The 20,576-nt window shown below is 52.6% G+C and carries 17 protein-coding genes; 6 read left to right on the top strand and 11 right to left on the bottom strand.

Annotation, left to right across the window (positions count from 1 at the left end):
• Positions 1 to 157 precede the first annotated feature (157 nt).
• Both ACP5D4_RS07490 and ACP5D4_RS07485 read right to left on the bottom strand, forming a co-directional pair.
• Positions 158 to 703, bottom strand: a complete 546-nt coding sequence (locus ACP5D4_RS07490; protein WP_428011007.1) for a M10 family metallopeptidase C-terminal domain-containing protein — start codon at positions 701 to 703, stop codon at positions 158 to 160.
• Positions 700 to 1,566 (bottom strand): hypothetical protein, encoded by an 867-nt coding sequence (locus ACP5D4_RS07485; protein WP_428011006.1) that lies wholly within the window; start codon positions 1,564 to 1,566, stop codon positions 700 to 702. Before ACP5D4_RS07485 ends, ACP5D4_RS07490 begins: the two co-directional genes overlap by 4 nt.
• A 1,477-nt stretch (positions 1,567 to 3,043) precedes the next feature.
• Between ACP5D4_RS07485 and ACP5D4_RS07480 the strand changes: the two genes are divergently transcribed.
• Both ACP5D4_RS07480 and speA read left to right on the top strand, forming a co-directional pair.
• Entirely contained in the window at positions 3,044 to 3,586 is a 543-nt protein-coding gene (locus tag ACP5D4_RS07480; protein ID WP_428011005.1) for a hypothetical protein, read from the top strand.
• A gap of 162 nt (positions 3,587 to 3,748) precedes the next feature.
• Positions 3,749 to 5,707 (top strand): biosynthetic arginine decarboxylase, encoded by a 1,959-nt coding sequence (speA, locus tag ACP5D4_RS07475; protein WP_428011004.1) that lies wholly within the window; start codon positions 3,749 to 3,751, stop codon positions 5,705 to 5,707.
• A 341-nt stretch (positions 5,708 to 6,048) separates the two neighbouring features.
• Here speA and ilvN read toward each other — a convergent pair whose 3' ends face one another.
• Positions 6,049 to 6,567 carry an acetolactate synthase small subunit gene (ilvN, locus tag ACP5D4_RS07470; protein ID WP_428011003.1) on the bottom strand — a complete coding sequence of 173 codons (519 nt, stop codon included), beginning with the start codon at positions 6,565 to 6,567 and terminating at the stop codon, positions 6,049 to 6,051.
• Between the two features lie 97 nt (positions 6,568 to 6,664).
• Here ilvN and ACP5D4_RS07465 point away from each other — a divergent pair, with 97 nt between their 5' ends.
• Positions 6,665 to 7,075, top strand: coding sequence for a BON domain-containing protein (locus tag ACP5D4_RS07465; protein ID WP_428011002.1), 411 nt, complete (start codon positions 6,665 to 6,667; stop codon positions 7,073 to 7,075).
• Positions 7,076 to 7,198: 123 nt separating this feature from the next.
• Here ACP5D4_RS07465 and ACP5D4_RS07460 read toward each other — a convergent pair whose 3' ends face one another.
• The gene (locus tag ACP5D4_RS07460) at positions 7,199 to 8,596 is read right to left on the bottom strand and encodes a cation:proton antiporter (protein WP_428011001.1); all 1,398 of its coding nucleotides are present in this window, start codon (positions 8,594 to 8,596) and stop codon (positions 7,199 to 7,201) included.
• Between the two features lie 262 nt (positions 8,597 to 8,858).
• Between ACP5D4_RS07460 and ACP5D4_RS07455 the strand changes: the two genes are divergently transcribed.
• Complete coding sequence (locus ACP5D4_RS07455) at positions 8,859 to 11,006, top strand: transglycosylase SLT domain-containing protein (protein ID WP_428011000.1); 2,148 nt, start codon at positions 8,859 to 8,861, stop codon at positions 11,004 to 11,006.
• Between the two features lie 141 nt (positions 11,007 to 11,147).
• Here the strand turns inward: ACP5D4_RS07455 and ACP5D4_RS07450 are convergent, their stop codons facing one another.
• The 3 genes from ACP5D4_RS07450 to psaK form a co-directional block, all read right to left on the bottom strand.
• The gene (locus tag ACP5D4_RS07450) at positions 11,148 to 12,263 is read right to left on the bottom strand and encodes a hypothetical protein (RefSeq protein WP_428010999.1); all 1,116 of its coding nucleotides are present in this window, start codon (positions 12,261 to 12,263) and stop codon (positions 11,148 to 11,150) included.
• A gap of 11 nt (positions 12,264 to 12,274) precedes the next feature.
• Complete coding sequence (locus tag ACP5D4_RS07445) at positions 12,275 to 13,504, bottom strand: site-2 protease family protein (RefSeq protein WP_428010998.1); 1,230 nt, start codon at positions 13,502 to 13,504, stop codon at positions 12,275 to 12,277.
• A gap of 249 nt (positions 13,505 to 13,753) precedes the next feature.
• On the bottom strand, positions 13,754 to 14,020 hold the full coding sequence (psaK, locus tag ACP5D4_RS07440; protein ID WP_428010997.1) for a photosystem I reaction center subunit PsaK: 267 nt from the start codon (positions 14,018 to 14,020) through the stop codon (positions 13,754 to 13,756).
• Positions 14,021 to 14,191: 171 nt separating this feature from the next.
• On the opposite strand from psaK, the gene ACP5D4_RS07435 reads away from it, so the two are divergent.
• Positions 14,192 to 14,830, top strand: coding sequence for a phosphoribosylanthranilate isomerase (locus ACP5D4_RS07435; protein ID WP_428010996.1), 639 nt, complete (start codon positions 14,192 to 14,194; stop codon positions 14,828 to 14,830).
• Between the two features lie 18 nt (positions 14,831 to 14,848).
• Here the strand turns inward: ACP5D4_RS07435 and xseB are convergent, their stop codons facing one another.
• The gene (gene xseB / locus ACP5D4_RS07430; protein ID WP_428010995.1) at positions 14,849 to 15,106 is read right to left on the bottom strand and encodes an exodeoxyribonuclease VII small subunit; all 258 of its coding nucleotides are present in this window, start codon (positions 15,104 to 15,106) and stop codon (positions 14,849 to 14,851) included.
• Between the two features lie 2 nt (positions 15,107 to 15,108).
• Entirely contained in the window at positions 15,109 to 16,335 is a 1,227-nt protein-coding gene (gene xseA, locus ACP5D4_RS07425; protein WP_428010994.1) for an exodeoxyribonuclease VII large subunit, read from the bottom strand.
• 233 nt (positions 16,336 to 16,568) lie between these two features.
• On the opposite strand from xseA, the gene recA reads away from it, so the two are divergent.
• Positions 16,569 to 17,657 carry a recombinase RecA gene (gene recA / locus ACP5D4_RS07420; protein ID WP_428010993.1) on the top strand — a complete coding sequence of 363 codons (1,089 nt, stop codon included), beginning with the start codon at positions 16,569 to 16,571 and terminating at the stop codon, positions 17,655 to 17,657.
• Between the two features lie 37 nt (positions 17,658 to 17,694).
• Here recA and ACP5D4_RS07415 read toward each other — a convergent pair whose 3' ends face one another.
• A complete protein-coding gene (locus ACP5D4_RS07415) occupies positions 17,695 to 19,134 on the bottom strand; it encodes a GTP-binding protein (RefSeq protein WP_428010992.1) in 1,440 nt (479 codons plus the stop codon).
• 138 nt (positions 19,135 to 19,272) lie between these two features.
• Positions 19,273 to 20,541, bottom strand: coding sequence for a hypothetical protein (locus ACP5D4_RS07410; protein ID WP_428010991.1), 1,269 nt, complete (start codon positions 20,539 to 20,541; stop codon positions 19,273 to 19,275).
• Positions 20,542 to 20,576 lie beyond the last annotated feature (35 nt).

Below are 20,576 nucleotides of genomic sequence, written 5' to 3'. Positions count from 1 at the left end.
GGAATCGTGAAGCCAGAAGGGGGCAAACCTCAAGTGTCGATCGCGCAAGGGTCCGCGACCCGAACGCGATCGACTATCCGGTGCGTTACCACAGGAAATTATCGGGGTTTTCGAGGGTATTGGCGTTCACGCCTGCACCTCGGACAAACAAGGACATTTACCATCCACGGAGACCGGAGCCATCGGGATCGATCGAAACCAAAGTTCCGAAAACTGTATCTGCAAAGCGGAGGTGCGTTTCATCGATTCCGAGATGGCTGAGATCGATGCGATCTCGACCGAGGGCGAAATCCGTGAGAATATCCAATCCATCGTCCGGACTGGTATAAACAAAGCGATCGAAACCTTCGCCTCCCGTCAAAACATCCGTACCTTCCCAGTCAAACAAGTTGTCGTCTCCGTTCGTTTCCGTCAGCCGATCGCTTCCGGAAGTTCCCGTAATATCGGGAGCGATCGAGCGACTTGCGAAGAGCGAACCATCTGCCACTCCTTCACCGCCGTGGATAGTTTCGTGGGTTTCGTCGCCAACGGTCGGCATTTCACCCCCTTCATCGCCACCACCGTTTCCGGGGCTTTCTTCATCGTCGGGGCCTCCAACTCCCGGAGTTTCGCCGACATCGTCTCCACCCGGCTGCGGGTCATCGTTGAGAATGGTTCCGATACCTTGATTATCGTTAAGATCGGCATTCGTGGCATTACTCAAATCGACAAAGAAGGTTTCGTCCGATTCAAAGTCGGTATCGCCGAAGATTTCGATGACGATCTCTTTCGTTGGTCACCCCCTACAAAGGTTAACGTACCACTTTGCGCCGTATAGTCTTCCCCTGCCAACGCGGTATCGTCATCTAAATTTGCCGTGTGAAAGGCTAACTCTGCACCGGGTGCTACGTCGTGAACCAGTTGCAATATTGCCCGACCTTCGTCGCTTCCAGAGGATAAGTCCCTCAGAACGTTTACGGGGGTTGTATTACCGAAAGGGTTGCCCACGCCGGGAAGATCTCCGGAAACAACGTCTTTATCTGCATCGCCTAGAAAGTCGTAGCTATCTGAGAGAGCGCCAACGGTTACACCGCTTCCGTCTACGCCAAAGGTGTTGCGAGCGATATCCGATCGCATGGAAATATCGCCTTGACTGGTGGTCGCGCCGATGTTGGTGACGGGTCGGTAAGCGGGTCGGGCAAATTTTAAGGTATTTAGATTTTCGAGGTTTTCTAGGGCATCGATCGGTAATAAGCCGTTGGCGATTCGCCCAAAGGAAACGGAATTTTGTAATCCTAGGGCTTCGAGATCCCTGATGAGAACCTCTGTTTCTCCTGATGCGACGGCTTCGATCGCCACTACGGGAACATCGGCTGTGTCTTCGATATCGTCGCCGACTTGGATGAGCGGGTTACTCGGCTCGAAATCGTCAGATCCGCCTCCTTCTATAAAGTTTTCGTATTCTTGGGAGAGTTCCGTTAAGTCCGATCCGAGTTTGAAGAGCGATTCGTCTTTCGTCGATAAGGGACGAAACGGACGATCGCTAGAAATCGGACTAAATCGATCTCGTTCTTGGTGAGAATCCATGTTTTTCTCCTACTTTTTATGCGGTTTGAGCTATAGCTGAGAGGTATGATTTTTGGGTTCGATCGACTGCAAGCGCCACAAATTAGCAACGGGAAACTTATTCTCGTCTATTGAGATAGAGGAGAATTCATATTTCGAGTATGGATTTTTTGGGCGAACGCTATCGTCGAGGCTTCTCGGAATCGAACGGTTGGGTTCGAGTCAGACAAACCCCCTCTCTTCTCTTTTCTCAACAAAGAAGATGATAATTTTGGGTTGTATTTGGCAAATCAGGCAATCCTTCAAGAGCTTTTCTCGAGAGTTTAGAGATGAACTCGAGAAAAACGGTAAATAGGGCAGTGAAAGTCAGTCGCTTTAGATAATTCTCCGATTTGGCTGAGTTCGGCGGCGTTCTTGATTCGCACAGTTTATGGCATCGATCGAACCCTTTCACGAGAGCGCTCGAGAATCAAACCTCGCGCTGAATTCGACAAGGCTAAGGCTAGAAAATTACAGAGAAGTTTAATGAATTGTGATTCAAAAATGCTTGAACGAACGGTACAACCTCCTAAATCAATCTCGCCAGCTTTTCTATCCTTAACGGGATCGCGGCACGATCGAGCGAAGTGATACTTCGTTATCTGAAAGTCTCTTCCTTTTGAGGGAACTACAACTCTGTATTAACTGATAACCTCCGTAAATCTACTGAAGTTTTTACGAAATGCAATATTAGTTATAAAAATAAATATTTAGAATAATATAGTTTTTATTAATCAATATCGATCGTGCCGTACCCATCGAAAGCTTTGAGATGTCAAAGAGGGTTAAACAGCACAATATTTTTTTGAGATGGATTAAAATCAAGAAAAATGGGTTTTATTTGTCAATATTAACTTTAAATAAACGATAAAAACCAAATATCAATATTTAAAAAGGCTTTTCGATGGAAGTACTACAATAAAAGTAGAATAGGTGTCTCGGCTGTGGCAGTCAGGACGTTTTCGGCTGTGGAACGCTGCCGATCGTCGAACGTATCGACAAGCCTCAACAGTAGAAACGTGATAACGAGACCGCAAGGACTAGCTCGAAAAATGCCACGGCTCGATCGATCTCGATCGCTTGAGATTCGACGATCGCCAAAGGGAAATAGTTGCAAGTGAGTGGGGATTCCACGTCGCCACTTAAGGATCGCCCTGCGCGATCGCACGACGGCGAAAGGCGGTACCGATTCTCGGTTAAACTTTCGATAATCTGTCCGAATCGCCCGTCCGGACGTTCCGCACAACTTCATGAAATCTTTAGCGATTACAATTTGCGATCGACCGAAAACGGGTTTGAAATCCCCAAAACTCCCTGACCTCACGGATTCTCCGTAACTTTACGGGCGAAGCGATTCTGTATTTTTTCAGAAAAGGGGATCGATCGACGGCCCATTTACGTAGGAAATGGGGTAAAAACGAATAGAGGCACATCGGATTCGGGCAGTAGGTGGGTCGCCATGCAAGCCAATCATAATCAGTCTTCTCAAAAAACACGGGCGCTCTCGATCTCGCTTCCACTTTCTCTATTGCGAAGCGGACAAATTCTGGCGCTGACGCCGGACTCGAAGGGCGGTTTAATTCTCCAAAAAGGCTTTTACGCCGATTGGATTCCTCCCGGTGCCCTCGTCGGTGGCTATTACGACATCGACTGTAGCCGCGTCTACGTGGCGGGAAAAATTCGCTTCCACGCCCCGGAAAGCCGCCAAGGGCGATCGAAAGCCCTACAAATTCGCATGGGACAAATCTCGCAACTACAAGAGATTATCGGCGATCCCTCCTCCTTCCGACGCGCCTATAAAATTCTGCGTCACCTCTCGCAATGGCTGTCCTATCGGGATATGCGTCAAATTCCCCACGAACTGATCGCGCAACTTGTCGGCGTCAACCCCAGTACGGTGAAACTCTTCTGGAACCGCTATCTCAGCGCCGTTCAGCAGCGTCGCGAGGGAAACACCAACAGCCCTGAAACCGAGTCGGTGACGACGAGTATTTTGATTTAACAGCGTCCTAAGACTTTTCCAGGGAAGGGGGAACGGGGAATAGGGCACAGGGTTTTTTGACTCCCTTCCCATCATCTCATCACCTCGTCATCTCATCACCCCATCACCCTCGACTGAATACGATACACTGTTGACTCGACGGCCTCGTGAGGAGATAGGGATATGGTCGGGTCAACGCCCCAAGCAACGCCTCAAACATCGATCGCATCGATGGAAGAAAACGGACATTACACCCGTCAATGGTCGATCGAAGATAGCGAAGAACTCTACCGCATTCACGGCTGGGGCGAACCCTATTTCGGAATTAACGCCGCCGGCCACGTTACCGTCTCCCCCCAGGGCGATCGCGGCGGTTCTTTGGACTTGTACGAACTGGTCGAAGCCCTCAAACGCCGCAACCTGGAACTCCCGCTATTGCTGCGCTTCCCCGACATCCTCGAAGACCGTATCGAACGGCTCAACGCCTGTTTCGCCAAAGCCATCGCCCGCTACAACTACCCCGGCGTCTATCGCGGCGTGTTTCCCGTCAAGTGCAACCAACAACGCCACGTCATCGAAGATTTAGTCCGCTTCGGAAACCGCCATCAATTCGGACTCGAAGCGGGTTCCAAACCCGAACTTCTCATCGCCCTGGCCGCCCTCAAAACCCCCGGTTCCTTACTCATTTGTAACGGTTATAAGGATCGGGGTTACATCGAAACGGCTATGTTATCCACCCGCTTGGGCCATCGTCCCATTATCGTCCTCGAACAACCCGAAGAGGTCGAACTCGCCATCGCCGTCAGCCAACAGTTGGGAATTCAACCCATCCTCGGGGTTCGGGCGAAACTTCAAGCCCGGGGAATCGGACGCTGGGGCGGTTCCAGTGGCGATCGCGCCAAATTTGGCCTCGATATCTCGGAAATCGTGGCGACGGTGCAGCGGTTGCGCGATGTGGAAATGCTCGATTGTTTGCAACTGCTGCACTATCACATCGGTTCGCAAATTTCCTGTATTAGCGCCATTAAAGACGCCATTCGCGAAGCTAGTCAGATTTACGTGGAGTTGGCGCAACTGGGCGCGAACATGAACTATCTTGATGTGGGCGGCGGTTTGGCGGTGGATTACGACGGCTCGAAAACCAATTTCTACGCCTCGAAAAACTACAATATGCAAAACTACGCTAACGATATTGTGGCGGAGGTGAAGGAGGCGTGCGAGGAGAAAAATCGAGCTGTCCCCACGCTCATCAGTGAAAGCGGACGCGCGATCGCTTCTCATCATGCGGTGTTGGTGTTCGATGTCTTGGGAAGTAGCGACGCCCCGAACGCCGTTCCACCGCCGTCTCAGGAGAAGGAACATCTGATTTTACGGAACTTGCGGGAAACTTACGCTTCTCTTCACCAGGAGAATTTTCAAGAAGCCTATCACGACGCGATTCAGTTTAAAGACGAGGCGACGAGTTTGTTTAGCTTCGGTTATTTGAGTATTACGGAACGGGCGAAAGCGGAACAGTTGTATTGGGCTTGTTGTCGGAAGGTTTACGAAATCGTGCGCGATCGAGACGACGTTCCTAAGGAGTTGCAGGATCTCGAGAAAACCTTGGCGTCGATTTACTATATGAATTTGTCGATTTTTCAGTCGGCGCCGGATAGTTGGGCGATCAATCAGCTTTTTCCGATTCTCCCGATTCACCGTCTCCACGAGGAACCGACGCAACGGGCGACGTTGGCGGATTTAACCTGCGACAGCGACGGGAAGATCGATCGCTTTATCGATCGACTCAACGCCAAGTCGATTTTAGAACTCCATCCCCTCGAACGAGATCGACCCTATTACCTCGGAATGTTCCTCGTCGGCGCCTATCAGGAAATCATGGGAAACCTCCACAACCTCTTCGGCGATACGAACGCCGTTCACGTTCGCTTGACTCCCAACGGTTATCAACTCGAACATTTAGTCAAAGGGGATACGATGACGGAGGTTTTGCAGTACGTGGAGTACGACGCCGACGATCTCCTCGAAAGTATTCGCAAGTCCAGCGAAGCGGCCTTACAATCGGGAAATATTTCCATTGAAGAGTCTCAATTGTTACTGCAAAATTACGAGCAGAGCCTTCGCAGTTATACCTATTTGTCTTAGGGATTAAGCTGGGTTTCAGACATTCTTGGTGTAGGGTGCATCTCACCTTTATCAAACCCTGAAAAAACACGAAGCTCTGGGTAGGTTGACTGCAACGAAGGGGAACCCAACAATAAATCCCCAGCATCTTGGAGATGCCGGGGATCTTATACAGTAATTTACTTAAATGGAATGTTGTGGGAAATCATTTAATATTGCTTTTTTTATAAAAAATCATTTAACAAATAATTAAAAGATTGTCAATATATATTTAACAAAATGTAACGTTCGTTAAAAATTGAATAAAAAACAACATTTCCCAAAAAAACAGTCGGGTAGGCAAAGCCCCCCGACGCCAAGCCTTATACCTTCGTTTCCGACAAACGCAGAAACTCCGTATTCACCCCAGACTCGCGAGTCAGGGCAATCTTACCAGTTCTGGCCACCTCGCGGATGCCGAACTTCTGTAACACCTGAACGAACGCCACCATCTTACCGGGGTCGCCGACGACCTCAATAATCAGCGAATCGTCCGCCACATCTACAATCCGCGCCCGGAAAATCTGAGCCAGTTCCACAATTTCCGATCGCGTCGAACTCGAGGCGTTGACCTTAATCAACATCAGTTCCCGTTCCACACAGGGAACGTCGGTGATGTCCTGAACCTTAATGACGTTAATCAGCTTGTAGAGTTGCTTGGTGATTTGCTCGATGACCTGGTCGTTGCCGTTGACGACCATCGTAATGCGAGAAATCCCGCCCTGTTCTGCCGAACCCACCGCCAAACTTTCAATGTTAAAGCCTCGACGGGCGAACAATCCAGCAATCCGGGTCAGCACCCCCGCCTCGTCTTCAACCAAAACTGAGAGCGTGTGTTTCATTGTTTTTTGCTTAAGAATGCCATAGAGCCTGGATCGATACTTTTATCATATTGGGCGTATCGACGCTGAAAAATTAAAACATTAGGAGAACTTTTTTATGGGTTGGTTAAGTCGAATTTTCGGGCAGGAAGACGAACAAACCGCTTACGAGTTTCCGCCGATGCCCATTAAAGAAGCCGTCGAACAAGCCGGAGGCGCCTTAGCCGAAGCCTCCATGTCCCCCGAAGAAGCAGCAGAACCGCCCGAAGAAGGCGGTCCGATTCCTCCGGAACGAGTGGGACTCGATGGAAAATACGACCAAAGCGGGTTAGCCAAGCGGGTGGTTCGCGCCTTCGACCTCGACCCCGATACCGACGATATCGAAACAGTGTGGGTGGCGCAACTGGGCAGCAAAGTGGTCTTGAAAGGAACTGTTCCGTCCCAAGACGATCTCGATAAACTTGTCAGTATCGCCAGTGAAGTCGAAGGCGCTACGGAGGTGGACGCTTCTGAAGTCGAAGTCGGCTGAGTTGGGAGATGAGGAGATGAGGAGATGAGGAGATGATGAGATGAGGAGGTGAGGGAATTTCAGATCGTCCCATCATCAGGTTATCCCATCACCTCATCACCCCATTATCCCGATCGCACCACGCTAACCTTGGGCTTCTTCGACGGGTTTGGCATCGCGTTCGAGAACGACTCGTAACAAGGGCGGTGCGAGGAACGTCGTCACGATGACCATCACCACGATGGCAGCTTCTAAGGCTTCAGACAAGGCTCCACTGGCGGAACCCACGGCGGCGAAGACTAAGCCGACTTCGCCTCGGGGAATCATCCCCACACCAACGGCGAGTTTGTTGGTATCCGGTTGGCCGAAAATGGTATATCCGGTGATGATTTTACCGATAATCGCCACGACGATGAGGAAGGTTGCGATAATCAAGCCTTCTCGGTTACTGGGAACCGCCGGGTTGAGAACGGCTAAGTCCGTGCGGGCGCCGACGACGACGAAGAACACCGGAACCAGCATATCCGCCACAGGAATCACTTGTTCTTCGATTTCGTGTTGTTTCTCCGTTTCGCCGAGAATCAAGCCGGCGGCGAAGGCTCCGAGAATCGATTCGAGTTGAATGGCGGCGGCGACGTAGGAGAAGATAAACACCACGATGAGGGAGGCGATGAGCAACGGACCGCGCGTTTTTAACTCTTTAACGAGGGAGAGGAAATAGGGAGCTAACAAACGTCCGAGGAGAATCGAACCGATGAGAAATACCCCCGCACTGACGGTGAGGTAGAGAATGCTGGTGACTTGCACTTCTCCGGTTTTGACGAGGCTGGCGACGACGGCGAGGACGATAATGCCCAAAACGTCGTCGAGAACGGCTGCGCCGATGATGATTTGACCTTCTTTTGAACTGAGTTTGTTAATTTCAGCGAGGACTTTCGCGGTAATGCCGATACTGGTAGCGGTGAGGGCGGCTCCGGCGAAAATGGCGGGAATGGCGGCGACGTGGAAAATCGTCATCAGTCCGGCGGTTCCCATGGCAAAGGGTGCAGCGACTCCGACGACGGCGACGATGGCCGCTTGCGGCCCGTATTTGAGCAGTTCGCCGAGTTCTGATTCTAAGCCGATTTCAAACAGGAGGATAATCACCCCAAGTTCGGAAAGGATGTTAATGACCTCGCTTTCTGCGTGGAAGGAGGCGGCTAGGGTTTGGGGTGTGATGTCGCTGGTGGCTTGAATGAAGCGAAATACTAAAGAATCAGTGGCTTCTGCTCCGGTTTCGGGAAAAACGATTAAATTTAACACCGAAACCCCGACGACAACACCGCCGACGAGATCGCCGAGAACGGGGGGTAAATTCAGGCGGGAGAAGATTTCGCCGCCGAGTTTACTCGCCAGATAAATGACGACCAAACTTAAAAGAACGCCGCCTAAAACCGTTGGCCCGTCGGCTTCTGCTTCGACGGCGGCTTCGGTTGCAGTGGCGAGAATTGTGGGGAAATCGCCCACACCGATTAGAAAGTTCAATGGGGGTGATAATGTCATCTTTAATTCAAAGTCGAATCCGTTTTTTCAAGCGATACCTTGTTTAATGTACTAGGAATGGTGAGGGAATTGACAATTGACAATTGAGAATTGATAACGAATGGTTGTTTGGTTATCTGTTTGTGGCGGTACAGGGAAGGTCGTTAACAGGTTATCGCTTCGCCTCGTCTCCCCCTCTCTCCCTCTCTCGATCTCCCTTTCTCCCCATCTCCCGAACGGGTTGCTACAATTTGCCAAGGAATAGTCTGGGGTAGGGCGATCGATGTTGAAACGAAGGAAAACGGGATGGATTTTGGTGTTGGGCTTGGGCGTCTGCGCTCTGTTGACGGGGGCGGTGGTCTCGAAGATGCGCGTTTCCGCCAGTAAGCCGGACAGTGATGAGGTCACGATCGATCTCGAGGATTCGAGGGTTCTGCAAGCTCTGGCTCTCCCGCCTGGGGAACGTCAGGTGAGGTTGGAAGCGATCGCTAACGGAAGCCCGGGACTCGATCGCGCTCGCGCTCGTTATGTTCTGGCTGTCAACGCCATCGACGCCAACACCCCGGAGGCGGCGTTGACGTATTTGGAGAATTTGGAAGCGGAATATCCCCGTTTGGCGGGATATGTGCTGCTTCAACGGGCGAAGGCGCAAAAACTCGCTGGAAATCCTGAGTCCGCCCGGGAAACGCTGCAAATCCTGGTTTCGGAGTTTTCGGACGATCCTGTGGTGGCGGAAGCTCTGTTTGAACTGGGACAGTCGGATTCGCAATATTTCGATCGCGCGTTAGCGGATTTTCCGAGACATCCTCGCAGTGGCGAAATCGCTTTGAAACGCCTCGAAGCCAATCCGACGGATTTCGAGATGTTGAGGTTGCTTTCAACTCATCTGTACTTGAAGAATATTACGGAACTGCTCGATCGACTGGTGGACGCCCACGATTCTCGCCTGACGCCGGAGGATTGGGAACGGGTGGCGTTTGGTTATTGGGAAAAAATCACTTACGGGAAGGCGGGGAAAGCTTATGCGAAAGCCCCGGAAACTTCGCGAAATCTCTATCGCACCGCCCGAGGGTTGCAACTGGGCGGTTTTAAAAAAGACGCCCGCCAAGCTTATCGCCGGTTAGCGAGTACGTTTCCGGAGGCGAAGGAGACGGCGGAGGGTTTGTTGAAGCTTTCCCGCATGGTGGAACCGGATGAGGCGCTTCCGTTACTCGATGGCGTTATTGCGGGATTTCCCAATCGCGCCGCTGAAGCCCTGTTGGAGCGATCGAAAGTCTTGGTGCAACTCAACAGTTCCACTTCGGCGCAACAAGCCCGTCAGTCGGTGTTGACGCAATACAGCGATTCGGACACTGCTGCTGAAATTCGCTGGGAAAACGCCCAAACTCAAGCGAGTTCGGGGAATTACGCTAAGGCGTGGGATTGGGCGCGTCAAATTGTGACGGAAAACCCGGACAGCGATCTCGCCCCGGAAGCGGCGTTTTGGGTGGGGAAATGGGCGCAGAACCTCGATGAAGCCGATGACGCGCGGGCGGCGTTCGAGTACGTTTTGAACACTTATCCTGAGTCTTATTATGCTTGGCGTTCGGCGTCGATGTTGGGCTGGAATGTGGGGAATTTTACGACGGTTCGATCGATCTCTCCGGCGATCGCGAATTTGCAGGAACGTCCGGAATTGACGGCGGGTTCGATGGCGACTCGAGAACTCCACGCTTTGGGCTTTGAGAAAGCGGCTTGGAAACGCTGGCAGGTGGAATTCCCCGATCCGATGAATCCTACGGTTGACGAACAGTATACCGACGGTATTTTACGTCAGAGTGTGGGGGATTATATCGACAGTATTTTTATGCTGACGAGTTTGGGCTGGCGCGATACGCCGGAGGAATTGGCGAGATATGAGGCGTTGAAATCCGATCCGGCGTATTGGTATGCGGTTTATCCGTTCCCGTTTCAGGAGTCGATTTTGAGTTGGTCGAAACAACGGGATCTCGATCCGTTGTTGACGGTGGCGTTGATTCGTCAGGAGTCCCGGTTTATGCCGGAAATTCGCTCGATCGCTGATGCGGTGGGGTTGATGCAGGTGATTTATGAAACGGGGGAATGGATTGCGGAGCAAAATGATGAACCCGCCCCGAAGGATTTAGAAAATCCTGATGATAATATTCGTTTGGGTACGTTATACCTGGATTATACCCACGATGAATACGATAATAATACGTTGTTTGCGCTGGCGAGTTATAATGCTGGTCCGGGCAATGTTGATGATTGGATTTCTCGTTTTGGGTTTTCTGACCCGGATGTTTTTGTGTCTCAAATTCCTTTTCCGGAAACGAAGGGATATATTAGTTCGGTGATGGGAAATTATTGGAATTATTTGCGGTTGTACAATCCGGATATTAAGGAAAAATTGGAAGGGTTGTCCGGGGATTGATTCTTTGGAGAAATTCACTACCGAGACACAGAGGACAGGGAGAATTTTGGCCCGGAAAAGCTAGAAAAGCGAGATCCCAAAGCGAGATCCCCGGCATCTTGGAGATGCCGGGGATCTGACCTCGAAAGGTTGATTTATTGTTCAATTTTGCGGTTCGAGGAAGCTAAAGGCGGTTTGGGCGAGTCGATCGCTAAATCCGACTAAAAACGAAAGGACTAAAATGGTGGGATCGGCGAGGGGAAGGGGGGTTTCGCTGCCGAGGCGATCGACCAATACGGACAACCCGGCTTCTAATATCAGATAGCTGGCACCACCGAACAAGAGACCCTGTATCGGGCGCATCCACATCCATTTGGCGGTTTCTCCGAGGCGGCGGAAGGGGCGGTGAAGGAAGCGATAGACGATCGCGGTCAAGCTGCCGAACAAACTCCAGATTAACACCGGCCAGGGAACGCCGAGGAGGGGGAGTTTGCGATCGCCGAGGGATTCGACGAGGAAGCCGTCACCCCACAGCCATACGAACAGGACGATAAAGCCGACAACTCCCACGCTATAGACGATCGACAATACGGTAACGGCGACGGGAACGGATCGATCGTCGAGGACGAGACGTTCGATGACGCGCTGGCGCTGTTCGATTTCTAACATTAAGCCGAGGGCGGCTTGTCCGGCGTCGCTGAAGAGGTTTACCGCTTGGCGAGAGAGGGCGTCGGCGGGAAGTTGTTGGGAAAGGCGATCGATCTCCGATCGCTGCATTTCGGCTTCTTCTTGCAAGGTTCGATCGCGCATTCGATCGATCGCACTGGCTAAGCCGCTGCGTTCTCCCGTCGCACCCGAGGCTAAATGCCAAAACAAGGCTTCAACGCAGCGTTGTTTGACGCGAATTTCGTTGTTGACAGCTTGTAACTGCTGCCACAATTCCACGGTTTCGCCGTCGCCGCTGCGAAACTGGCGTTCGATTTCGTCGAGTTCTTCGAGATAGCCTGGGGCGGCGGATTGGGAGGAGTCACCCGAGGCGCTGTCGGGGGATTGGCGGACGCGATTTTCTAGGGTGGCGGGTTCGCGGAGGGCGCCGAGATAGAGGAGGGCGGCTTCTACGGGAACCAAATCAGTGGCGATCGCTCTCAGTTGCGCCAGGGTATCCGAGAGGTTGGGAACATCGGCGTCAGAATCAGTCGGTTTTTTCCCCGACGCCGAGGGGGAGGCGAACCAGGGTTGACGGGCGGTTTCGGATTCCCAATAGTCGGCGTTAGACATGAGACGGGGGGTTAGGAGTCGCTAGTGGTATTGGAAGCGATGTTGTGGAGGGGGAAACCGGAGGGATATTTTCCTTCGGCTTTGATGCGATCGATCTCCGCTTTGGGAACGCTCATCCCCATTTTTTCGGCGACGGTTTGCACGATATCGCCGCGATCGACAATTCCGGCGATGGCGTCGGCGGGAGTGAGAACCATCAAATCTCGCAGCTTGTGGCTTTCCATGACGGAAATGCTGTTGAGAAGGTTCGTGTTTTCCCGCACGGTGACGAGTTCTTCGAGGGGATGGGCGATGTCGGTGAGGGTTTTCCGTTCCCACTCGGCGCGATCGATAAATCGCAAGTCATCGACGTTTATCGCCCCGCGATAGCGCCCTTCGGAGGCGGCGAAATAGGCTTGGTGTTTGGCGTCTCGGTTGTCGTACAGTTCGCTGAGGAGATAGCGATCGGTAAACTCCCGAACGGTCAGGTGAGCGTCTACGACGCGGAAGTGGCGCGTCATGGCGTCCGAGACGGGGGTGGTACTCAGAACTTGTTGAACGGCGGTGAGTCGATCGTAGGCGCTGGCGTTTTGCAGGACAAACCAGCCCAGGAGGGCAATCCAGAGACCGCCGCTATATCCGGTAAAGGTGAGAAACAGTCCGAAGGCGATCGCCACTCCGCCGAGAAGCGATCCCGTTTTCGCGGCTGCGCGTACTGCTTTGAATCGATCGCCTGTCATTTTCCACACCAAGGCTTTGAGAACTTGTCCGCCGTCGAGGGGCAATCCTGGGATGAGGTTAAACACGCACAGGACAAAGTTGATTTGCGCCAGGTTTTCTGTTAACACACGGATCGGGGTATCGCCTTCCGGTAAAAACCACGCCACCAAGCTTAAGAGGACAAAGAGTCCGAAACTCACAGAAGGCCCGGCGATGGCTACTTGGAAGGCTTGGGCGGGGGTTTTGGATTCTCGATCGATGGCGGCGATTCCGCCGAACAAAAATAAGGTAATCGAGTTAACCTTAATGCCCTGAGACAGCGCCACTAAACTATGACCGAGTTCGTGTAAGAGAACTGAGCCAAACAGCAAAAGAGAACTGGCAAATCCCACGCTGTAGGCTAAGGTTTCTCCCCAGTCGGGATAAATTTCTTGCCATGCAATCCCTTTGGCTAAGGTAAACAAGGCAACGATAAACAGCCAGGAAGAATGTATGTATAACGGAATTCCAAATAGCGATCCGACTCGCGTTCCTGATTGCATGAAACGTTCCTGAATTTTGCTTGACGCCCTATGGTTCGACCCCACAGCTCACGCGGGACGCGCCGTCGGGGTATGTCTTTATTTTAATCTCTTTTTTTCGGGGGTTGCCGCTCGAGCCTTGGTTTAAGGAAGTTTAAAGACGCCATCGGGAAGTTATGACGGGGGCGATCGCAAAAAAGGGGAAACGATACTGTCTCGTTTCCCCCCCTCTCTCTATGAGAGTCCAAATTGAGAATTCCGATGGGTGACTTACAGCGCCCCCGTTCCCCCCAAGCCGAGGATGATTCCCGCGCCCAGGATGTGACCTAAACTCGCGGTCGCCAGCAGTTCCGCCCAGCCGAAGCCTTCAAACAAACCGGGAACGTTCACCGGAAGCGCCGGACCCACACCCCGCTGTTGGATGGCAAAGCGTCCGATCGCCACCGCAAATAGGTTACAAAGAATCATAATAATGCCAACGTTGACCGACCAGGGGGAACTCAATCCCGTTGCAGCAGCAATTAAATCAGCGTTCATCAAAACTTGGCTCCTTTTAAAAAATTCACAGAACGTTTCACGGAATTGTAGGAATTATAAAGAAAGCCCCGGCCGACTGCTCGAATTGTTGAATTTTTTAACACTTAATTAAATTTTTAATACGAATTGTTCTAAAATTGGCTTCGATATGATAGAAGTCAAAAAACTATAATGCGGGTCAAAATTTGCGGGATTACGCAACCGGAACAGGGTGCAGCGATTGCCGAACTGGGGGCGACGGCGTTGGGCTTTATCTGCGTGTCGGCTTCGCCTCGCTACGTGGCGATCGACCGTATTGTTGAAATTTGCAAGGCGCTATCCCTTCGGGAAGCCAGGGAGATCGATCGAATTGGCGTGTTTGCGAAAACGAGTGTAGAGGAGATTTGTCGGGTGGTTGAGGCGACGCCGCTGACGGGGGTACAGCTCCATTCGGACGAATCCCCGGAATTTTGTCAAGGGGTGCGATCGCGCCTTCCCCAAGTGGAACTGATTAAAGCGTTGCGGATTCGCAGTTCCCAGGATCTCGATCGCATCTCTGATTATTGCGAGGTTGTCGATGCGGTGTTGCTCGACGCCTACGACTCCCGACAACTCGGCGGAACAGGAAAAACCCTGAATTGGGAGAGTTTGCAGAACTTTCAGTTTCCCTGTCCCTGGTTTCTCGCCGGAGGACTCAACCCCGATAACGTCACCTTGGCTCTGTCTCAGTTAAACCCCGACGGCATCGATTTGTCGAGCGGTGTCGAGCGATCGCCGGGAGATAAAGATATGGAGAAAGTGAAGCGATTGTTCGAGATAATTAATAATTGAGAATTTCTCATCACCCCATCACCCCCTCATCCCCTCATCTCTATAATCAAGGGGTTCGATCGACAAATCTAACTGCTGCTGCTTCTCGTAGAGGAATCGATCGCACTGATTGAGTTGTTCGGAAGCCGTGGCGAACTGCTCGAAGACTTCCTCGAGTTGCAAATCTCCCGATTCGATGCGGCTGATAATCGATTCGATGTTGTCTACTGTGGCTTCGTAGTTCCAAGTCTCTTCCATCACGACCTCTTCCCACTGCGGCGATACACGAGTCTCCAATATTACGGATCGAGTTTCGTTACTTTCACCTTAACCTGACCTTGCGCCAGTTGCAGCGTCAACACCCGGCCGATTTTCGTCTCCGCAGGCGATCGCAGGATTTCGCCGTCGCTTCCCCGAACCACCGCGTATCCTCGCTGTAACACCGCCTCGGGATCGAGAACTGCCAGTTTTTCCCGTAATAATTGATGGTGTTGTTGCGCTTGTTGGAGACGATAGCGTACTGCTTGGCGCAATTGGCGATCGAGCCGTTCGAGCTGTTGGCGTTCTTGCTGGAGTTGGCGGCGTACCGGAACCCCACTCAACCGCTGGCGCAATTGCTGAACCTGCGATCGCGCCTGTTGCAGTTGCGCCACCACCGCTCGATGTAAGCGAAACTGTCGATCGCGATGTTCGTCGCACAACACCGCCAGTTCCGGAACCACTCGTTCCGCCGCCGCCGTGGGGGTATGAGCGCACCAATCCGCCGCCAAATCGGCCAGAGATTCGTCTCGCTGGTGTCCGATTCCGGTGATGACGGGAATCGCACAGGTGGCGATCGCTCGAACCACCCGTTCGTCGTCGAACGCCGCTAAATCTTCCGTCGCGCCCCCGCCTCGCGCCAAAATGAGAACTTGAGCGCGTCCGTCTCGAGAGACGCGATCGATCGCCTTGACGATGGATTGGGGAGCGCGATCGCCCTGTACCAATGTCGGCGACAGCAACACCCGCAACCCCGGATAGCGGGAAACCAGGGTTCGTTGGATATCGCCCCACGCCGCCGCTTGCGGGGAAGTGACGACGGCGATGGTGTGGGGATGGCGGGGGAGCGATCGCTTCCGTTCCGCGTCGAACAGTCCTTCCGTTGCGAGGCGGTTCCGCAACCGACGGTAACGCAACGCCTGGAATCCTTCTCCGACAGGGAGAATTTGCCACACGCTCAGTTGATAGCGTCCCTGTTTGCGATACAGTCGCAGGCTTCCCAAAATCAGCATTTGTTCCCCCGCTGTCGGAAACGCCGTCAGTCGGGAGATCTGACTTTTCCACACCACGCAGGTGATGCTGCTGTTGTCACCGGGATCGGCGAGAGTGAAGAAAATACCGGAAGCGTGTTTTTTGGCGCTCGAGACTTCCCCCACCACCCACAAACTTCGTAATTGGGGGTCCTCTTGCAGCGTCGTTTGAATGTAGTCCGTCAGTCCAGCCACGGAAAGAGCGTTTTCGAGAAATTGCGGGCGATCGGAAGTCATATTTTTTTGAGAGGGAGCTTTTACAGCGAGCCGCGAACCGCGAGCCGTAAAAAGCAGAAGAAAAGGGGGGGGGAGAAAGCTTTACAGCATAAGGGTTTTAGCCGTATGTGCCTGCGGCGACTCGCGTTTAGGAATTGTGTACTAGAATAGGATATCTGCTGCGAAATCGCGCTCTCGCATCCCTAGTCAACGCAACATCAAGGCAACGTAAACGCAACTCGATCGAGGCAAGCATGGCGACTCAAATCACCCAAAATTCCGACAAGCAGAAAGCCCTAGATATGGTTCTCAACCAAATCGAACGCTCCTTCGGGAAAGGGGCGATCGTGCGGTTGGGCGATTCGACTCGCATGAAAGTCGAAACCATTCCCAGCGGTGCGCTGACCCTCGATTTAGCCTTGGGGGGCGGTTTACCGAAAGGACGGGTCATCGAAATTTACGGTCCGGAAAGTTCGGGGAAAACCACCGTTGCGCTACACGCGATCGCAGAAGTGCAAAAATCCGGCGGAATCGCCGCTTTTGTCGACGCCGAACACGCCCTCGATCCCACCTACGCCGCCGCCTTGGGCGTCGATATCGAAAATTTACTCGTCTCTCAACCGGATACGGGAGAGATGGGGTTAGAAATTGTCGATCAGTTGGTGCGATCGGTCGCCGTCGATCTCGTCGTCATCGACTCCGTAGCGGCGTTGGTACCTCGGGCGGAAATTGAAGGCGATATGGGCGACGCCCACGTAGGGTTACAAGCTCGATTGATGAGCCAAGCCCTGCGGAAAATTACCGGAAACATCGGAAAATCCGGCTGTACGGTCATTTTCCTCAATCAACTGCGTCAGAAAATCGGCATCAGCTACGGAAACCCGGAAACCACCACCGGGGGAAACGCTCTCAAGTTCTACTGTTCGGTTCGTCTGGATATTCGCCGCATTCAAACCCTCAAGAAAGGGTCGGAAGAATACGGAATTCGGGCAAAAGTGAAAGTGGCGAAAAACAAGGTCGCGCCGCCGTTCCGTATTGCTGAATTCGATATTCTCTTCGGTCAAGGTATTTCGCAACTGGGCTGTTTGCTGGATTTAGCAGAAGAAACGGGCATCATCAAACGTCGCGGCGCCTGGTACAACTACGAGGGCGACAATATCGGTCAAGGTCGCGATAATGTGGTTCGCTATTTGATGGAAAACCCGGAATTTGCGGCGAAAATCGAGCTGAAAGTTCGCGAAGAGTTAGCGATGGGAGCGATGGTTTCTTCAAATTCTGTTGGAAAACACGAGGAAAGTAACGGCTCGGGTCAGTCTGATAAATCCGACGATTCTGAGGAGTAGATGATGGTGCGATCGCACCATCATCCCGATCGCACCATCATCCCGATCGCACCACCAATTTCTGCTGTAACTCCTCTTTAATCTGGCTGAGAATCGAGGTTTCGTCCAGGGAATCCAAAATCTGACGGACGACGGCTTTCGGACCTTCTGGACCCCAAGAGGCTCCGTTGGCGAAATAGGTTTTCGCCACTTGACCGATTCCATAGGTGGAAACCCCGGCGACGCTGGCTTGAGTCACCGCCACTGAAACGTAACCGCCGAAGGCGAGGCCGCCTGTGACGGGGGTAGCGACGCCAAACACGCTTTTCAAGCCGCTCAATCCCAAGTTCGCCAGGAGTTCGCTGGCGCTAATTCCCCCCATGCTGAGGGCGATTTTTTGCAAAAGATCGATCGCCCCGGTTTGGGTCATGGGAAGTCCGTACAACCGCGAGAGGGACAGCAACAACGCTACGTCAATGGTGGCGGCGGTGAGAATGTCTACCACGGTAACGGGGTTGAGGGCGATCGCCAGGGATTTCGCCATCACCGCGTTCCAGATAATCTGATTGGCGCTGCGATCGCGAATGTCCATTTTACGCCGGACGACTTGTTCGTTCACTTCGTCGGCGTAGAGCATACTGTTGAGGGCCACGAGAGACTTTCCTTCGCGAACGAGAATATCGAGGATTTTCAGTTTCAACTCGTCCACTTGGGGCGTTCCCGGTTGCAGCGTCACCCCGGTACTTCCGTCGGAACGGCGCACCGCAGTCGCCACCAACGGCGAAGCGGCGGCCATGACGATGCGATCGAACGTCAACAGTTGACGTACCCGTTTGTTGCGAATTTGGTCGTAAATGGCATTGCGATCGGCTTCGGGATACTGGTCGATTTTATTAAACACCAAAATCAACGGTTTCCCCGCCTCCCGCACCTGCACCAAGGCGTCGTATTCCACCTGGGTTAAATCGCCGGAAATGACGAACAAAATCAAATCGGCGCGTTTGGCGATGCGATGAGCCAGTTCGGCGCGAGTTTCCCCATCGACTTCATCGAGTCCCGGCGTGTCCACCAGTTCGATGCGGGAGGTTCCCACGCTGGGAAGCGACACCTGTAAAACGTCTTCTAACCCCTCGCCCAGGCTGTCCCGCGTCAGCGTCCAATCGACGCTTTGGCTGGCTTGGGTGACGCCGTGCAACGGTCCGGTTTCAAAGACGGGTTTCCCCACGAGGGCGTTGAGGAGGGAGGATTTACCCCGTCCCACCATTCCGAAGGCGGCAATCTGTACCACATCAGACTCGAGTTTGTCAAGGGTCGATTCTAAGCCGCGAATCTGTTCTTCGAGTCCTGTCCGTTCGCGATCGCTCAAATCGAGTCGATCGACCAACTCGTGTAACGCCTGTTTGGCCTGTTTGTAGTGCAGTTCGGCTTGAATGTCGGAAAAACTAAAAATGGCTTCGTCGAGTTCTCGTTCGAAGTCTGATGAACGGGGAGACGACATAATCAGTGATGAGGGAAGAGTGGCGAGTGAAGACTGTTGAGGGTTGGGAAGTTCTAACCTCCTAACCTTCGAGAGAACGGCTCAGTTTTGGATCTCGTTTTGGATCTCATTTTGGAGCTTCTGCCTTCGATATTAAGCTTAAGAGGCTTGGCTCACCACCGACAAGTCTGCTGAGCCGAAGTTGGTACTCAGAGCGACTTGCAAGTTTTCCAGGGATTTGATGAGCCATTGGACGGCTTCTCGCGTCGATTGGTCGTAGTGATCGAACAAAATGGCAAAGCGTTTTTCCAGGTGCGGCCGCACTTTGCGGCAAATTAACAGGATTTTCAGCAGTAACGCCATTACGAACGTCGGCCCGATGTTGGACAGCAGGTCGATTAAGACGTAGTGATTGGGATTTTGGGGGCTTTCCACCACCAGGAAGTTTAACAACTGGCTACAGGTGCGAATAATCAAGAAGTCTGTTGGTTTTTGGTTGTCGCACTGCGGCAGTGTATTCATCAGATGTTGGTACAGTTTTTCGTAAAACTGCCGTTTGCCGTATTCTTCGTCAACGGTGGTGATGAGATACTCGAACAGGTCTTCTTTAAACTCCCGGTAGGTGCGGGTTTGGCTGGTGTGGGTGCGGAAGTTCTGCGCCAAATCTTTATAGGTATAAGAGCCTTCAGCCCGTCCAGCGAACTGCTTGACGGCTAAGTAGAGTTCCCGATCTTCGAGTAACGTCGGGTTGCGAACGGGTTTGATGATGCGCTGGTTTTTCAGCAATTTGGGGTTTTGACGCGCCAGTTGCGCCCGTCGCACCTTGTATGTGACGTACTTTGACAGGTGAATTTCGTACTGTCGCTGTTTCTTGGCTTGAAGCTGTTGGATGGTTTGTTGGTGTTCGTAGCTGCTGCTGTCGCTGAGCAAAGAATGGTTGTAGAGGTAGGGATACCGCCCGATGAGGGTACTGAGGGGGCGCTGTTCGGGGGGTTGGCTGCGGTCTTCGGTGCGATCGACCACCTGAACCAGCCGTTGAAGGGTAACGAACTCTTCGCTTTCTTTGAACTGGCCCAATAAAAGCTGCAACCGTCGAGCTTCCCGAGAGTGCATCCGACGCTCTCCGGAGGTATCGATGGTGCTGACGAGTTGGGGAATCGCCGCCTGGGACTTGCTGTCCATCTGCCAGTGGTTGATGAGAATGTGGCAGCAGCGGTTGAGGACGCTGTTAAATTCCCGTTCGGCTTCGTCGATTCGAGAAATTTGGCGAACGATTGCTGCAATTTCGGGATCGGGATATCCCGATCCTTGTACGAACAGGGACCGAAAGCGATCGAGTAGCCGGTCGGGCTGCTCGACTTTTACTAAATCGAGCAAATGCTCGTAGAGCGCTTGCTCGGCCACATACAAATCGTCGGATTTAGCCATGTTTGGTTAGCCCCCTTCGACCTCAGCAGCAGGAC

Source organism: Baaleninema sp. (genome assembly GCF_049974805.1).
GTDB lineage: Bacteria > Cyanobacteriota > Cyanobacteriia > Cyanobacteriales > Geitlerinemataceae > Baaleninema.
The sequence above is the reverse complement of the archived record's forward strand: the minus strand, read 5'-3'. Positions and strand labels throughout refer to the sequence as shown.

What these genes read in the sequence shown, in the direction of transcription:
- ACP5D4_RS07485 (WP_428011006.1), bottom strand. Translation starts at nt 1,566, where the DNA reads ATGGATTCTCACCAAGAACGAGATCGATTTAGTCCGATTTCTAGCGAT.
- ACP5D4_RS07480 (WP_428011005.1), top strand. Translation starts at nt 3,044, where the DNA reads ATGCAAGCCAATCATAATCAGTCTTCTCAAAAAACACGGGCGCTCTCG.
- speA (WP_428011004.1), top strand. Translation starts at nt 3,749, where the DNA reads ATGGTCGGGTCAACGCCCCAAGCAACGCCTCAAACATCGATCGCATCG.
- ilvN (WP_428011003.1), bottom strand. Translation starts at nt 6,567, where the DNA reads ATGAAACACACGCTCTCAGTTTTGGTTGAAGACGAGGCGGGGGTGCTG.
- ACP5D4_RS07465 (WP_428011002.1), top strand. Translation starts at nt 6,665, where the DNA reads ATGGGTTGGTTAAGTCGAATTTTCGGGCAGGAAGACGAACAAACCGCT.
- ACP5D4_RS07460 (WP_428011001.1), bottom strand. Translation starts at nt 8,596, where the DNA reads ATGACATTATCACCCCCATTGAACTTTCTAATCGGTGTGGGCGATTTC.
- ACP5D4_RS07455 (WP_428011000.1), top strand. Translation starts at nt 8,859, where the DNA reads ATGTTGAAACGAAGGAAAACGGGATGGATTTTGGTGTTGGGCTTGGGC.
- ACP5D4_RS07450 (WP_428010999.1), bottom strand. Translation starts at nt 12,263, where the DNA reads ATGTCTAACGCCGACTATTGGGAATCCGAAACCGCCCGTCAACCCTGG.
- ACP5D4_RS07445 (WP_428010998.1), bottom strand. Translation starts at nt 13,504, where the DNA reads ATGCAATCAGGAACGCGAGTCGGATCGCTATTTGGAATTCCGTTATAC.
- psaK (WP_428010997.1), bottom strand. Translation starts at nt 14,020, where the DNA reads ATGAACGCTGATTTAATTGCTGCTGCAACGGGATTGAGTTCCCCCTGG.
- ACP5D4_RS07435 (WP_428010996.1), top strand. Translation starts at nt 14,192, where the DNA reads ATGCGGGTCAAAATTTGCGGGATTACGCAACCGGAACAGGGTGCAGCG.
- xseA (WP_428010994.1), bottom strand. Translation starts at nt 16,335, where the DNA reads ATGACTTCCGATCGCCCGCAATTTCTCGAAAACGCTCTTTCCGTGGCT.
- recA (WP_428010993.1), top strand. Translation starts at nt 16,569, where the DNA reads ATGGCGACTCAAATCACCCAAAATTCCGACAAGCAGAAAGCCCTAGAT.
- ACP5D4_RS07415 (WP_428010992.1), bottom strand. Translation starts at nt 19,134, where the DNA reads ATGTCGTCTCCCCGTTCATCAGACTTCGAACGAGAACTCGACGAAGCC.
- ACP5D4_RS07410 (WP_428010991.1), bottom strand. Translation starts at nt 20,541, where the DNA reads ATGGCTAAATCCGACGATTTGTATGTGGCCGAGCAAGCGCTCTACGAG.